Genomic DNA, 14,254 nt, shown 5'->3' with positions numbered 1-14,254 from the left:
TATTTCCCTTTCCGTTATGCAAGTGCGAGTTACTCGCAAAGTTTGAGTAAACCCTTGCACGGGAGTGGGATGATGACGGATCGCCGCGGACGGCGCGCGCGCTGGCGCGCCACCACCACCACGACGGCCGGGGCGGCCATGGCGGGCATGATGATGTCGGTGGCGGCCGAAGCGCAGGAGCGGAGGGCGGTGGAGCTGGACCAGATGGTGGTCTCCGCCACCCGCACCGAAGAAGAGGCGCGCACCGCGCCGGCCTCGGTGACCGTGGTCGACGGCGAGGATCTGAAGGCCTATCCGGTCTCGGACCTGACCGAGGCGATCCGCGACATTCCCGGCATCAGCCTGACCGCCGGCAGCCAGGGGCGCCGGCAGATCAGCATTCGCGGTATGGACCCGTCCTTCACCCTGATGCTGCTCGACGGTAAGCGGGTCAATTCGACCGAATCCGTTTTCCGCCACAATGATTTCGACATCGGCGCCATCCCGGTCGCCGCCATCGACCGGATCGAGGTGGTCCGGGGCGGCATGTCGGCCCTCTACGGCTCCGAAGCCATGGGCGGCGTGGTGAACATCATCACGAAGCCGGCCGCACGGCACTGGACCGGCAGCGTCGATCTGGGCTTCGACATGCCGACCGAGGGCGACCGGGGTACCGAAGCCCGGACCAGCTTCTTCCTGTCGGGGCCGCTGGTCGACGAAAAGCTCGCCGTCACCGTCACCGGCACCTTCGATCGCCGGGAGATCTGGAACGGGCTGGATGGTGGCGCGGTCACCGACGGCAGCGGCAACCCGGTCATCCGTCCGAACGGCACGGTCGTGAACCGGTCCGATCTCGCCACGCTCGAAGGCCGCGAGGATTATCAGGGCCGGGTCAAGTTCACCCTGACCCCCGACGACGACCAGACAATCGAGGCCGAATACGGCCAGTCGCGCCAGACCCGCTTCGGCGAGTACTATATCAGCGGCTGGGGCGATGCCGATGCGGTGGTGAAGCGCCGCGACATGGGGCTGTCGCACGAAGGCGACTGGGATTGGGGCACCACCTTCATCCGCGCCTATGCCGAAACCTCCGAGACCGCGGAAGACAGCATCCGCCAGGAGAACCGGGTCATCGAGGGCAATGTCTCGCTGCCTCTCGACCGCCATACCCTGGTGATGGGTGCCGAGGCGCGATGGATCGAACTCAAATCGCCGGAAGAGTTCGACAGCGGGCGGGCCGAAACCGATGCCCAGGCGCTCTATCTTCAGGACGAGTTTCGTCTGACCGACGAGATCAAGCTGCTCGCGGGCGGTCGCCTGGATGAAGATAAGTATTTCGGCACCCATTTCACACCCCGCGGCTATGTCGTCTGGACACCGACGCGCGAGATCACGATCAAGGGCGGCGTCTCCACCGGTTTCAAGGCGCCGACCCTGCGTCAGCTGACCGAGGATTCGCGCACCTCGTCCTGCCGCGGCAGCTGCTACATCAAGGGCAATCCGGATCTGAAGCCCGAGGAGAGCGTGAACTACGAACTCTCCGCCGGCTATGACACCGGTTCCTGGGGGGCGACCGTCACCCTGTTCCAGAACGATATCGAGAACCTGATCGAGACGCCGCGCGGCAATGGCGTGACCCCGGTCGGCCAGGAGAACGGCCGCAATGTCTTCGTGCCCGTGAACATCAACGAGGCACGCATCCGCGGCGTCGAAGCCAATGCCTACACCATGCTCTGGGATTTCGGCCGGCTGTCGGCCAACTGGACCTGGCTCGATCCGCGCAACGAGGTGACCGGTGCCGTGCTCGACAACCGGCCCAAGCACACGATCAACGGCAAGCTCGACTGGTTCGTGTCGGACGAGGTGACCGCCTATACCCGTGCCACCTATACCGGCCGCCAGCGGTCGGGAGCCCTGACCCTCGACCCTTATACCGTCGTCGACCTCGGCGCCGACTGGATGATCAACGAGACCTTCTCGGTGCGCGGCGGCGTGCTGAACGTGGCCGACAGCCGCACCGACGACCCGGACGATGCCTATGCCTTCGTCGAACGCGGCCGGACCGTGTTCGTCGGCGCCTCGGCGCGCTTCTGATCACCCCTCATCCACGGCTCCGGCCCCCGGACGCGGGGGCCGGAGCCGCGGCAAGGAGCAAAGCCCATGACCACGATCTTCGAGGCCTCGGTCACGACGCCGCTGGCGCGGCGTTACATGACCCAGCTTGCCAAACACTGGAGCCACCGCTTCGCCGTCGAATCTGATGCCGTGTCGGCACGGATCCCGTTCTCCGGGACCAGCTGCTGCATCATGCAGGCGTCGGAAGACCGGCTCGGGATCGTGGTCGAGGCGGAGGATGCCGAGACGGCCGGGCAGCTGACCGGGGTGGTGGCCGACCATCTGAACCGCTTCGCCTTCAAGGACCCGCTCACCATCACCTGGAGCCGCCGGCCATGATCATTCTGCGCAAGCTCAAGGCCGCAGCCGCCGCGGTCGCCCTCGTCGTCGCGACCGCCGGGATGGCGGTCGCCGATCCGATCACCGTCACCGACGTCGCCGGCCGCGAGGTGACCATTCCGGCGCCCGCAAAGCGGCTGCTGCTGGGCGAGGGGCGTGATCTGGTGACCCTGTCGGTGGTGCATCCCGATCCGGTGTCGGTGCTGGCCGGCTGGCTGGGGGATCTGCGCCTGCTCGACACCGACACCTATGACAGGTTCAAGGCCGCCTATCCGGCGATCGAACGGGTGCCGCTGGTCGGCAGCACCAATGAGGAGAGCTTCTCGATCGAGAAGGCGCTGTCGGTGGCACCCGATCTGGCGGTGCTGGGCTTTGCCGGCCACGGACCTTCGCCGCGATCGAAGGAGGTCATCGACCGGCTGACCGAGGCGGGCATTCCGATCGTGTTCATCGACTTCCGCGGCAAGCCGCTGGAGAACACTATCCCGAGCCTGGAAATCCTGGGCAAGGTGCTGGGCCAGGAAGAGCGGGTCGCGCGCTATATCGATTTCTATCGCGCGCGGCTGGAGCTGGTGAAGAGCCGGGTCGCCGCCTCGACCGCCCCCCGGCCGAAGGTGCTGGTGGACATGCGCCCGACCATGGATGGCGGCTGCTGCGGTTCTCCGGGCAAGGGCAATCTGGGTGAGTTCGTCGACCTTGCCGGCGGCCACAACATCGGCGCCGACGTGCTGCCCGGGCCGCTCGGGCAGCTTGATGCGGAATATGTCCTGACGCAGGATCCGGCGGTCTACATCGCGACCGGCACGGCCGGTGGTGCCGAGACCGGCGGCATCCAGATGGGGGCGGGGATCGATCCGGCGGTCACCCGCGAAAGCCTCGACCGTCTGGCGCACCGTCCGGTGGTCGGCGATCTGTCGGCCGTCCGCGATGGCCGGGTCTATGCGCTCTGGCACAGCTTCTACAATTCCCCGCTCAACATCGTGGCGGTGGAGGCGATCGCGAAATGGGTCCGGCCGGATCTCTTCGCCGATCTCGACCCGGATGCCGTGCTGGCGGATATCAACACCGGCTTCCTGCCGGTTTCCCTCGACGGTTCCTATGCGGTGGCCCTGAAGCCCGAATGACCACAACGCCTCTTGAAGCTCTCGCCGGCCATCGCCGGCAGATGGCGCGCCGGGTGTCGACCGTGTCGGCACTCGGCTTTCTGCTGTGTCTGGCCGTGATCGCCGATATCGCGACCGGCGCCTCGGGCATGGGGCCGGGCACCGTGATCCGCGGGCTGATCGACCCCGAAACGCTGAGCCGCGTCCAGTCGGTGATCCTGTTCCAGGTCCGTCTGCCCCAGGCGCTGATGGCGGTGCTGGTCGGGGCCGCACTCGCCCTGGCCGGGGCCGAGATGCAGACCATTCTCTCCAACCCGCTGGCCAGCCCCTTCACCCTCGGGGTTTCGTCGGCGGCGGCCTTCGGCGCCTCGATCGCGATCGTGCTCGGGATCAGCCTGCCGGGCATTCCGGCCAACTGGATCATCTCGGCCAACGCCTTCATCTTCGCCTTCCTGTCGGTGCTGACGCTTCAGGCGCTGGCCCGGCTGCGTGGCGCGGGGATCGAGACCCTGGTGCTGTTCGGCATCGCCCTGGTCTTCGCCTTCAATGCGCTGACCGCGATGATCCAGTTCGTGGCATCCCAGGAAGCCCTGCAGCAGCTGGTGTTCTGGAGCATGGGCTCATTGTCGCGCACCGACTGGAACAAGGTCGGCATCCTGGCTCTGGTGGTGGCGGTGGTCCTGCCCTGGGCGCTGGTGCAGGCGCCCGCCCTGACGGCGCTGCGCCTTGGGGAGGAACGGGCGCTCAGCTTCGGGCTCAACGTGGCACGGCTGCGTTTCGTGGCCTTGCTTCGGGTCAGCCTGCTGGCCGCCACGGCCGTCGCCTTCGTCGGCACGATCGGCTTCGTGGGGCTGGTCGGCCCCCATCTCGCGCGGCTGCTGCTGGGAGAGGATCACCGCTTCCTGCTGCCGGCCAGCGCCTTTGCCGGCGCGCTGGTGATGTCGCTGGCGAGCCTGGCCGGCAAGCTGCTGATGCCGGGGGTGACGATCCCGGTCGGCATCGTGACCGCGCTGATCGGCGTTCCGGCCTTCCTGGCGCTGATCATCGGACGCAAGGAGCGGAGCTGATGCGCGATATCGGCATCTTCGACGGTGCGGGCGAGATTCTGGCGCTTGACGGCATTTCGGCCGGCTATCGCCGCAGGCCCGTGGTGCATGATGTCCGCCTCGGCCCCCTGCCGCCCGCCAGCATCACGGCGCTGGTCGGGCCTAACGGGGCCGGCAAGTCCACCCTGCTCAAAGGACTGGCGGGCGCCATGCCGGTTCGCGGCCGGGCGATGTTGGGCAGCCGCGACCTGATCGCGATGACGCCGAGAGACCGCGCGCGGCTGGTCGCCCACATGCCCCAGGCCCTGCCCGACCGGGTGGCGCTGACGGTGCTGGATGCGGTGATCGGCGCCCTGCGCGCCGGCCCTGCCGGCGATCCGCCGCCGGGCACGCCCAAGGGTGATGCCGAACGCGCCGTGGCGGTTCTGGACCGGCTGGGCATCACCGCGCTGGCGCTGCAGCCGCTCGACACGCTTTCCGGCGGGCAGCGGCAGATGGCGGCGCTTGCCCAGGCGCTGGTCCGCGATCCGCGGGTGCTGCTGCTGGACGAGCCGACCAGCGCGCTCGACCTGCGCCACCAGTACCGGGTGATGGCCACCGTCAGAGATCTGGCACGCGAGCGGGCCTTGCAGGTGATCGTGGTCCTGCACGACCTGGACCTCGCCTGCCGCTGGGCCCATCGCATCGCCGTGCTCGGCCAGGGCCGCCTTCATGCCTTCGGCACCCCCGCCGAGGCCGTCACCCCCCGGATCCTGCACGACGTCTGGGGCGTCGCCGCCAGGGTGGATGCCCGGGATGACGGCCGGGTGAGGGTGGAGGTGGAGGGGTTGGCCTGAGGACGCAGCCCGACCCCCGGCTTGCGGCCAGAAAAGCGGACATCCTGCCGGGTGAAAAGCGTTGAGCGGAGGGGGCCGAGCAGACGGGGGTATCAGACAGGATTGCCGAGGTTCAGCAGGAACTGCCTGACCTCCACCTCCCGCCCCCGTGCCGGAAACGCTGCCCGGGCCCGGCCGGTTTCGGTGAAGCCGAGGCGGGTGAGGACGGCGGCGGAGCGGGTGTTGGACACCATCACATCGGCCTCGATCCGGGCGATCTCCGGGTGGTCGCGGGCGAGGAGCAGAACCCGGCGGACGGCTTCGGTCATCAGGCCGCGCCCCCACCAGGCCCGCCCCAGTACATAGCCGAGGGCGGCGCCGCCCTCGCCATCGAGGCGCAGCGTGACCATGCCGATAAGGCTGCCCGTCTCGGGATCGGGGCCATCGATGATGGCGACGGCGATCTCCCGGCCGGCGGCGCCGCGACGGGCGAGATCGGCCAGGTGCTCCGCGGCTCCGCCCGGCGGATAGGGATGCGGGATGGCGGCGGTGGGCAGGGCCACTTCCGGGTCCGAGACCACAGCTTCGAGCGCTGCGGCATCCGCCGGGCGTGGTGGGCGGAGGGAGAAAGCGGGCAGTGTCATGAGCGGGACTCCAATCCTTGCTCCCCGATCATGGCGCCGCCCGACCGCGGCGTGAAACGAGCAATGCTCACCCGCCATCCCGACCTGATCTCGCGTCAGCGGTGGGAGAAATCCACCGGTGCGGCGGCCAGGGCCTTGCAGTGGAAGATCGTCGATCCCTCGCCCGCCTTCCAGTCATTGGTCAGGATGTACATGTCGTTGGTGCCGGGCCGGATCACCATGCTGGTCGAGCGGAGATTATGGCCGGTCTCGCGGCCGGGCAGAAGGATCTGGGCGATCGGCATGCCGTTCGGATTGAACACCAGCACCCGCCCCTGGCCGTACATGGCGACATAGACATTGCCGTCGGCATCGGTGCGCAGCGAATCCGGGGCCGGCCCGGTGAAATGATAGGGCACCGTGGTCCCGAAGGGCGCGATGGTGGTGGCGTCGCTGAGCGACACCCGATGCAGCAGCCCCTTGCTGAACTCCGTCACCCACAGCGTCTTGCCGTCGGGCGACAGGCCGACGCCATTGGCGACCGAGAGGTTCGGCAGCACGGCCACCGGCTCGCCGCCCTTCTCACCGCCCTCTGGTCCCACATAGTAGACCCCGCCGGTCGGATCGGTGGAGGTGCCCTTGAAGTCGGTGAAATAGAAGCCGCCCTTGTCGTCGAAGACCAGATCGTCGGGCAGGAAACCCGCCGTGTCGGGGACGATGGCGGTCAGCCCGGATCCGTCCGGGTTCATCGCCACCACCGAGCCCGCATCTTTGAAGTCACCGAGCCCGGCGATGAAGATCCGCCCGTCCCTGTGGATGGCCAGCCCTGCCGGTGCCAGCGCATTCTCGCCCAGGATCGTCTCGAGCCTCTTGTCGGGGGTCAGGCGGAAGACCTTGCCGCCGAAGACCTCGGTGAAGATCAGGTTGCCGGCCCGGTCGAAGACCGGTCCCTCCAGCTGCAGCCCATCGTCGGATACCTTGAACCAGGGCGTGGCGGTGATGGTCTGCAATCCCTGCTCTGCCGGCGGGATCGGGGCGGGGCCGCGCATCTCCGCCGTGTATTCAAGGGCCGGTGCCCCGGCGGCGTGAAGCGCGGCGGGCATGGCAACCCAGGCGCAGCCGGCCAGCGCCAGCGCGATCAATCGTCTCTGCATGGTTTCCTCCGTGGCGTTTCTTGATCGTGCGGTGCCGGCGGTTCATGACCTGGATGGGGGGCACCGGTATTTCATGAATTGTCCACCGGCTGGCGGATTGATGAAGGGACGATCTGCGGGAATCTCACGATGACTGTACCAGCTTGCGCAATGGGACAATCATCCGGACGCGTCAGGAGGATGGCAGGACGACAGCACGTGGCCGGGCCGGAGGCTCGCCTTGCGGATTCGTCCGGGGCTATGATCGGGGCAGCCATGCTGAGATTTTGGGGAGAGAGAGTTTGCGCGACGGCAGCGTGACGGCGCAGGCGAGCCTCAGCCTTGCAGACGCCCGGCGGATCGCGATCGCAGCCCAGGGGCTGGGCGGCGGCCGGCCGTCGGGCGGCATCGGCATCCGTCGGCTGGCGAGCCAGGTCGATCGGTTGGGGCTGGTGCAGATCGACAGCGTCAACGTGCTGGCCCGTGCGCATTACCTGCCGCTCCATGCCCGGCTCGGCGCCTATGATCCGGGGCTGCTGGATGCGGCGGCGACCGATGCCCGCCATCTGTTCGAGTATTGGGGGCACGAGGCCTCGCTCATCCCCGTGGCGATGCAGCCGCTGTTTCGCTGGCGCATGGCCCGGGCCGCCCAGGGCATCGGCATCTGGCGCGGCGTCGCGACATTCGGCCGCGAGCGGCAGGATTTCATCCGCGCGGTGCGCGACCGCATCGCCGCCGAAGGGCCGATGACGGCCGGCGCTTTCGACCAGGGCCGCCGTGGAGCCGGCGGCTGGTGGGGATGGGGGGAGGCGAAGCAGGCGCTGGAATGGCTGTTCTGGGCGGGAGAAATCACCACCCGTCGCCGTCAGGGGGGCTTTGAACGGCTCTATGACCTGACGGAACGGGTGCTGCCGGCCGAGGTGATGGAGGTACCGACGCCGGATGTCGCCGATGCCCATCGCGCGCTCGCCGACATCGCCGCCCGGGCGCTGGGCATCGCCACCGCATCCGACATTGCCGACTATTTCCGCCTCGCGACCGCCGAAACCAGGCCCGCCATCGCCGATCTGGTCGAGGCCGGCCGGCTGCTACCGGTCGAGGTGGAAGGCTGGCGCCAGCCCGCCTTCCTGCATGTCGAGGCGCCGGCGCCCAAAGGCTGCCGCAGCGACGCGCTGCTCGCCCCCTTCGATCCGCTGGTCTGGGAGCGCGACCGCGCTGAACGGCTGTTCGGCTTCCGCTATCGGATCGAGATCTATGTCCCTGCCGAAAAGCGGGTCCATGGCTATTACGTGCTGCCCTTTCTGATGGGGGAGCATCTGGCCGCCCGGGTCGACCTCAAGGCCGACCGGAAGAGCGGGGCGCTGCTCGCCAGAGCCGCCCATGCCGAGCCGGGCCATGCGGTCGGCAAGGTCGCGGCCCGTCTGGCACTCAGGCTTCAGCTCATGGCCGGGTGGCTGGGGCTCGACCGTGTGGAGGTCGAGCCCCGTGGCGATCTGGCCCCTGCATTGTCGCAGGCCGTCGCCGCGCTCACTCCGCCGTGAGCACGCGTGGCTGACCGGCGGCCGGCACCGCGACACCCGATGCCTCCTTCAGCCCGACGCCGGTCAACTGGCGGCGAAGGGCTTCCGCCGCCAGCCAGGCGATCTTGGCGGCGGCGGTCGCCGGATCGAGCCCGCCCGGACGGATGTTGGAGATGCAGTTGCGGGCACTGTCGAGCGTGCCCGGCCGGGGATCGAAGGTGAGATAGCAGCCCAGGCCGTCGGCGGCGCTGAGGCCCGGCCGCTCGCCGATCAGCACGATCGCGAGCCGGGCACCCAGGATCGCGCCGACCGGATCGCCCAGGGCGACCCGCGCCTGGGTCGCCACCACACCGGCCATCACCCCGATGCGGGCGGCGGTGAGCCTCGGCAAAAGCGCGTCGATCAGCGCCAGGCCGTTCAGCATCACCGCGGCGGCCGACAGCCCGTCCCCCAGCATCAGCACCACCTCCGCCCCCGGTGCCGGCGGCGGCAGGGCGCCCAGCGCGGCCGCCCCCTCGGCCGACAGCCGCCGGCCCAGATCCGGGCGGCGCAGATATTCTGCACGGTCACGTGCCGTGCTGGAAACGTGACAAGAACTCAGGCCCCGTCCGTGAAGCGCATCGACCAGCGCTCCGGCATCGATGCCCGACCAGACCGCGTCCCGGGCGCGGGCATGGTCCAGGCCGAAGCGCAGATGGGCGGCGGTGGGCAGGCCCGATCCGGCGCGGCCAAGGCCGATGCGTGCCTCGGTGAAGCGGCGCAGGCGCGTGATCTCGTCCGGCGCCGGCAGGACCACCTGATCCGCATGGATCGTGGCGGGCAGTTTGGTGTCACGGGTCATGCGCCCCCCCGGATCAGGCCCAGGGCCGGGCGCAGCGCTGCGGCGGCATTGGCGTCGGCCAGCCGGCCGGCCTGGTCGATCAGCCCGACCTTCACGAGCCAGGCCTCGAATTCGGGCGCGTGGCGCCGGCCGGTCAATTCGCGGATATAGAGCGCGTCGTGATAGGACAGGCTCTGATAATTCAGCATCACGTCGTCGGCCCCCGGCACCGTGATCACGAAGGTGACGCCCGCCTGCACCAGCAGGGTGAGCAGGGCGTCCATATCGTCCTGATCCGCATCGGCATGGTTGGTGTAGCAGACATCCACCCCCATCGGCAGGCCGAGCAGCTTGCCGCAGAAATGGTCTTCCAGCCCGGCCCGGGTGATCTGCTTGCCGTCATAGAGGTATTCGGGGCCGATGAAGCCCACGACCGTGTTGACCAGCAGCGGCCTGAACCGGCGGGCGACCGCATAGGCGCGCGCCTCCATGGTCTGCTGATCGACCCCGTGATGGGCGTCGGCCGACAGCGCCGAGCCCTGACCGGTCTCGAAATACATCACATCGGTGCCGGCGGTGCCGCGCCCCAGCGCAAGCGCCGCCTCCTGTGCTTCGGCCAGAAGGGCGAGATCGACGCCGAAGCCGCGATTGGCGGCTTCGGACCCGGCGATCGACTGGAAGACCAGATCGACCGGCGCACCGCGGCCGATCGCCTCGATCGCGGTGGTGACATGGCCCAGGCAGCAATGCTGCATCGGCACCTCGAGCTTCAGGCGCACCTCCTCCATCAGGCTGCAGATCCGGATGTAGTCGTCCACGCCGTCGGTCGCGGGGTTGACGCCGACCACGGCATCCCCGGCACCGGTGATCAGCCCGTCGAACAGCGCCGCGGCGATGCCGCGGTCGTCGTCGGTGGGATGATTCGGCTGCAGCCGGGTCGCGAGCCGGCCCGGCAGGCCGAGGGTGGTGCGGAAGGCGGTGGTGACGCGCGCCTTGGCAGCCACCGCGATCAGATCCTGCAGCCGCATGATCTTGGAAACGGCCGCGACCATTTCCGGGGTAAGCCCGGGGCGGAGCGCCGCCAGCGCCTCTGGCGTCGCCTCGGGCCCCAGCAGCCATTCGCGAAAGGCGCCGACCGTCAGGGAGCGGATCGGTGCAAAGGCGGCCGGGTCGTGATCATCGATGATCGCCCGCGTGACCTCGCAGTCCTCATAGGGAACGACCGCTTCGTCGAGGAAGGTGGAGAGCGGCAGGTCGGCCAGCAGCATCTGTGCGGCCATGCGCTCGACGGCCGTGTCGGCGGCAAGGCCCGCCAGCTGGTCGCCGGAACGCAGGGGCGTTGCCCGGGCGAGCAGGGTTTTCAGATCGTCGAAGGCCCAGCGGGTTCCGCCGAGATCGATCGTATGGCGTGCGCGCGGTGAGGTGGCGGACATGGGGGTTCGGCATCCCTCCTGAGCGGGCGCGGGGGTAACCCAGTCTGCGACAAACCCGTTCCCGGCGCCAGCGGCCCGCTGATCATGCCGGCGCCAGCGGTCCGCCGACGTGATAGGCCCGCCGACGTGATATGCTCGTCTGCGGGAGACGGGGTGGCTTGCGATATCCGACGAGGAGACGATCATGTTCCCATCCCGCGCCGGTCTGCATCATCTGGCCTTACTGGCCCCCATGGCGGTCGTGCTCTCGGCATCCGTGCCGACCCGGGCGTCGGATCCGACGCGGCCGGATCCGGGACCGCAGGCGGCCAGCATCCGCGGCATGAGCTGCGTGGGCGAGGAGCCGTTCTGGGGGCTGGAGATCGGCCGTACCGAGGCGCGGCTGTCGCGTCCGGGGGCGGCCGGCATCGACGAGATCATCCTGACCGGCCGGCTGGATACGCTGGATTTTCTGGAGCCGCCGGCCGCGGTCTTCCGCGGGGACGGGCGGGAAGGGCTGCTGGTCGCCACCATGCGCCGGGAAAGCTGTGCCTCGACCATGTCGGACCAGACCCCCGAGAGGCCCTGGCGGGCCGTGGTCTCCTTCCCCGATGGCAGTGTCGCCGCCGGATGCTGCAGTCTTGCCGGTGCCGATGCCACCCGGGTGGCGCCCGATGTCGAGCCCGACGACTGGACCCGCCATCTGGCCGATCTGCTGCCAGCCATCGGTGCCTGTATCGCCGATGGCCGGGTACCGGTCGAGGCGGTGGTCTCGGCCTGGCCGATGAACCGGGGCATGGCCGGCATCCGGCTGCGTGCGCCCGACGGCTCGCGCCACGACTGCATCGCCGATGCGACCGGATCGCGGGTGGAAACCCTGGTGCCGGTGCGGGAAAGCCCGGCCGATGCGCCTGCGGAAGGGAACCCCGTCTTCCTGCCGGCAGACCCCGACGTCGCCGGCCCGCCGAACGTCGCCTGCGGCCGGATCGAAGAGGTTCTGGCGAGCGGCGGGGCGCTTGCCGGCTGGCTGCACCGGGATCCCTGCCGGGAGTGATGTCTCAGAAGTCCACGCAGGCCCGCGCGCTGGCAAGGCCCACGGCCTGCTGGTCGAAGGCCTGGATATAGGCCGACCGGACCCGGTCGAGCCGGTCCCGGAGTGCCGACGCCTCGGCCGCATCGGCGGCCGGCGCCAGGATCAGGATGGTCCGTGAGGGTTCGCGGATCGTGGCGCCGGTTTCGGTGTCCCGCCAGCCGCCTTCGGCCTGCTGGATGGTGAAGCCGTCCGGAAAGGTCGGGCTCACCACCTCGTCCACGAAGCGGTCGAATTCGCGGGGGGTGATCTGCGGCGCGCCGCCGGGCCGGTCCAGGCCGAAGAACAGCGTGGTCTGGACCATTGCCGTATCGCCGGCCGGGCAGGCGGGGGCACCGGGTGCGGGCCCCTGCGGATGGCCGGCGCAGGCGGCCGTCAGCAGCAGCAGCGCTGCAACGGCCGGCAGACGGATGACCGATGCGGAACCCGCCATGGTAGGTGTCCTCCGAAGATGTCGGGTGCGGGGGTCAGGCCGCCTTGATCTCGGCGACATAGCCCTCGACCAGGTTGCGCAGCCGCTGGGCCTGGTCGGACAGCGATCCCGCGGCATTGCGGACATCGCTGGCGGCGTGGCCGGTTTCGACCGCGCGTTCGGCGACACCATGGATCGTGCGCAGCACCTCCCCCGTCCCCGACGAGGCCTGCTGGGTGTTGCGGGCGATTTCAGAGGTGGCGGCGACCTGCTGTTCCACCGCGGCGGCCACGGCCGAGGTCTGCTCCCCCACGTCGCCGATGGTGGTGGAGATGGAACGGATCGCATCCACCGCCCGGTCGGTCGCCTTGACGATGGCATCGATCTGGGCCTGGATTTCCTGGGTCGCATTGCCGGTCTGACCGGCGAGGTTCTTCACTTCCGCCGCGACCACCGCGAAGCCCTTGCCGGCCTCGCCGGCCCGTGCCGCCTCGATCGTGGCATTCAGCGCCAGCAGGTTGGTCTGTTCGGCGACCTGCTGGATCAACAGCACGACATCACCGATCTTCTGCGCCGAGCTTGCCAGATCCTGGACCACGGCATTGGTGGTCTCGGCCTGATCGACCGCCCGGCGGGTGACGTCGGCTGTGGCGGCGATGCGGCTGCCCACTTCGCGGATCGAGGCGGCGAGTTCCTCGGCGGCGGTGGCGACCGTCTGGACGTTGACGGTCGCCTGCTCGGCCGCGGCTGCGACCGTGGTGGTGCGGCTCTGGCTGTCGTCGGCGGTGCGGCTCAGCTTTTCGGCATTGCCGTGCATCTGGCTGGCGGCCGAGCCCAGATGGGTGACGATGCTGGCGATTTCCTCCAGGAAGCGGGAGGTCGAGGCGTCACGCTTCGCGCGTTCCGCCTCCCGCGCGGCACTGGCCTGCTCCTGCTCGGCGGTCAGGCGGTCGGCACGGATCATGTTGTCCCGGAAGTAGGCCACGGCCCCGGCCATCTCGCCGATCTCGTCGCCGCGCCCGGCGCCGGGGATCTGAACCGAGGTGTCCTTGTCGGCCAGCCGCCGCATGGCAGCCGTCATCGACGACACCGGGCGCGACACCGACAGGATCAGAAGATAGACGATGCCGGCCGAGATCAGCGGGCCGATGGCGGTGACGATGACCAGCAGCGTCCGGGTCAGCTGATAGTCGGTGCGGGCGGCCTCGCCTTCGCGATGGATCCCCTCGACCGTGGCATTGGTCATCGCGGCCAGCGTGGTCGCAACCTCCTGGCGCAGCCGGCGGGCGTCGCCCTCGTAGATCGCCCGGGCCTCCGCCGTCTTGCCGTCGCGCGACAGGGCGAGCAGCCGATCGCTCACCCGGCGATAATCCGCCCAGCCCCTGGCCAGCCGCTCCAGCTGTGCCCGTTCATCCGCATCCGAGACCAGCGGCCGGAGGGCCGCGAGCGCCCGCTCCACACGCGCGGCATCTTCCGCGGCGGTGGCTTCCAGTTTCGCCTTGGCCGGGGCGGTGTCGGCAAGCAGGTGGCCTGCCACCGATACCCGGTGTTCCAGGGCGGCCACGTCGAGTTCTGCGATCGTCACCATGCCCGGTGTCCGGTTGTCGCGCATGTCCGCCGAAGCGGCCTCGAGCTGGTCCAGCCGGTCGATCGTGAAGACCGCGACCACCACGCTCGATCCGATCAGCAGGACGAAGGCGAGGATCAGCTTGGTGCCGATCCTGAGAGAGTTGAGCGACCGCATGCAGCTTCTCCGTTGGGGCATTCGTGACCGACGTCCGGGGACGGCGTGCTGGAGATGTCTTATCCTGGAATGATTACATCATGCGGCTCAATGGCGAATTGAT

13 protein-coding genes are annotated in these 14,254 nt (G+C 69.2%); 7 read left to right on the top strand and 6 right to left on the bottom strand.

Annotated features, from left to right (window positions below; translation table 11 throughout):
- The first annotated feature begins 72 nt into the window (after window positions 1-72).
- The 5 genes from TMO_RS14735 to TMO_RS14715 all read left to right on the top strand — a co-directional run bounded on the left by TMO_RS14735 (window position 73) and on the right by TMO_RS14715 (window position 5,418).
- Window positions 73-2,073, top strand: coding sequence for a TonB-dependent receptor domain-containing protein (locus TMO_RS14735; RefSeq protein WP_187297787.1), 2,001 nt, complete (start codon window positions 73-75; stop codon window positions 2,071-2,073).
- 66 nt (window positions 2,074-2,139) lie between these two features.
- Complete coding sequence (locus TMO_RS14730) at window positions 2,140-2,433, top strand: DUF2218 domain-containing protein (protein ID WP_014746438.1); 294 nt, start codon at window positions 2,140-2,142, stop codon at window positions 2,431-2,433.
- Window positions 2,430-3,557 (top strand): ABC transporter substrate-binding protein, encoded by a 1,128-nt coding sequence (locus tag TMO_RS14725; RefSeq protein ID WP_014746437.1) that lies wholly within the window; start codon window positions 2,430-2,432, stop codon window positions 3,555-3,557. The genes TMO_RS14730 and TMO_RS14725 overlap by 4 nt, the downstream gene beginning before the upstream one ends.
- Window positions 3,554-4,603 carry a FecCD family ABC transporter permease gene (locus TMO_RS14720; protein ID WP_014746436.1) on the top strand — a complete coding sequence of 350 codons (1,050 nt, stop codon included), beginning with the start codon at window positions 3,554-3,556 and terminating at the stop codon, window positions 4,601-4,603. Before TMO_RS14725 ends, TMO_RS14720 begins: the two co-directional genes overlap by 4 nt.
- On the top strand, window positions 4,603-5,418 hold the full coding sequence (locus TMO_RS14715) for an ABC transporter ATP-binding protein (protein WP_014746435.1): 816 nt from the start codon (window positions 4,603-4,605) through the stop codon (window positions 5,416-5,418). Before TMO_RS14720 ends, TMO_RS14715 begins: the two co-directional genes overlap by 1 nt.
- 92 nt (window positions 5,419-5,510) lie before the next feature.
- Here the strand turns inward: TMO_RS14715 and TMO_RS29520 are convergent, their stop codons facing one another.
- A complete protein-coding gene (locus tag TMO_RS29520) occupies window positions 5,511-6,041 on the bottom strand; it encodes a GNAT family N-acetyltransferase (RefSeq protein ID WP_014746434.1) in 531 nt (176 codons plus the stop codon).
- A 95-nt stretch (window positions 6,042-6,136) separates the two neighbouring features.
- Entirely contained in the window at window positions 6,137-7,174 is a 1,038-nt protein-coding gene (locus TMO_RS14705; protein ID WP_014746433.1) for an SMP-30/gluconolactonase/LRE family protein, read from the bottom strand.
- Window positions 7,175-7,455: 281 nt separating this feature from the next.
- Here TMO_RS14705 and TMO_RS14700 point away from each other — a divergent pair, with 281 nt between their 5' ends.
- The gene (locus tag TMO_RS14700; RefSeq protein ID WP_014746432.1) at window positions 7,456-8,694 is read left to right on the top strand and encodes a winged helix-turn-helix domain-containing protein; all 1,239 of its coding nucleotides are present in this window, start codon (window positions 7,456-7,458) and stop codon (window positions 8,692-8,694) included.
- Here the strand turns inward: TMO_RS14700 and eutC are convergent.
- Both eutC and TMO_RS14690 read right to left on the bottom strand, forming a co-directional pair.
- A complete protein-coding gene (gene eutC / locus TMO_RS14695) occupies window positions 8,681-9,514 on the bottom strand; it encodes an ethanolamine ammonia-lyase subunit EutC (RefSeq protein WP_014746431.1) in 834 nt (277 codons plus the stop codon). The two genes, TMO_RS14700 and eutC, sit on opposite strands and share 14 nt — an antisense overlap.
- A complete protein-coding gene (locus TMO_RS14690) occupies window positions 9,511-10,926 on the bottom strand; it encodes an ethanolamine ammonia-lyase subunit EutB (RefSeq protein ID WP_014746430.1) in 1,416 nt (471 codons plus the stop codon). Before TMO_RS14690 ends, eutC begins: the two co-directional genes overlap by 4 nt.
- A 184-nt stretch (window positions 10,927-11,110) precedes the next feature.
- Here TMO_RS14690 and TMO_RS14685 point away from each other — a divergent pair, with 184 nt between their 5' ends.
- Entirely contained in the window at window positions 11,111-11,959 is an 849-nt protein-coding gene (locus TMO_RS14685; protein ID WP_014746429.1) for a hypothetical protein, read from the top strand.
- A 4-nt stretch (window positions 11,960-11,963) separates the two neighbouring features.
- Here TMO_RS14685 and TMO_RS14680 read toward each other — a convergent pair whose 3' ends face one another.
- Both TMO_RS14680 and TMO_RS14675 read right to left on the bottom strand, forming a co-directional pair.
- Complete coding sequence (locus TMO_RS14680) at window positions 11,964-12,428, bottom strand: DUF3574 domain-containing protein (RefSeq protein WP_014746428.1); 465 nt, start codon at window positions 12,426-12,428, stop codon at window positions 11,964-11,966.
- A 34-nt stretch (window positions 12,429-12,462) separates the two neighbouring features.
- Entirely contained in the window at window positions 12,463-14,151 is a 1,689-nt protein-coding gene (locus TMO_RS14675; protein WP_014746427.1) for a methyl-accepting chemotaxis protein, read from the bottom strand.
- Window positions 14,152-14,254: the final 103 nt, after the last annotated feature.

The organism is Tistrella mobilis KA081020-065 (genome assembly GCF_000264455.2).
In the GTDB taxonomy this organism is placed as follows: Bacteria; Pseudomonadota; Alphaproteobacteria; order Tistrellales; family Tistrellaceae; genus Tistrella; species Tistrella mobilis.
The sequence above is the reverse complement of the archived record's forward strand: the minus strand, read 5'-3'. Positions and strand labels throughout refer to the sequence as shown.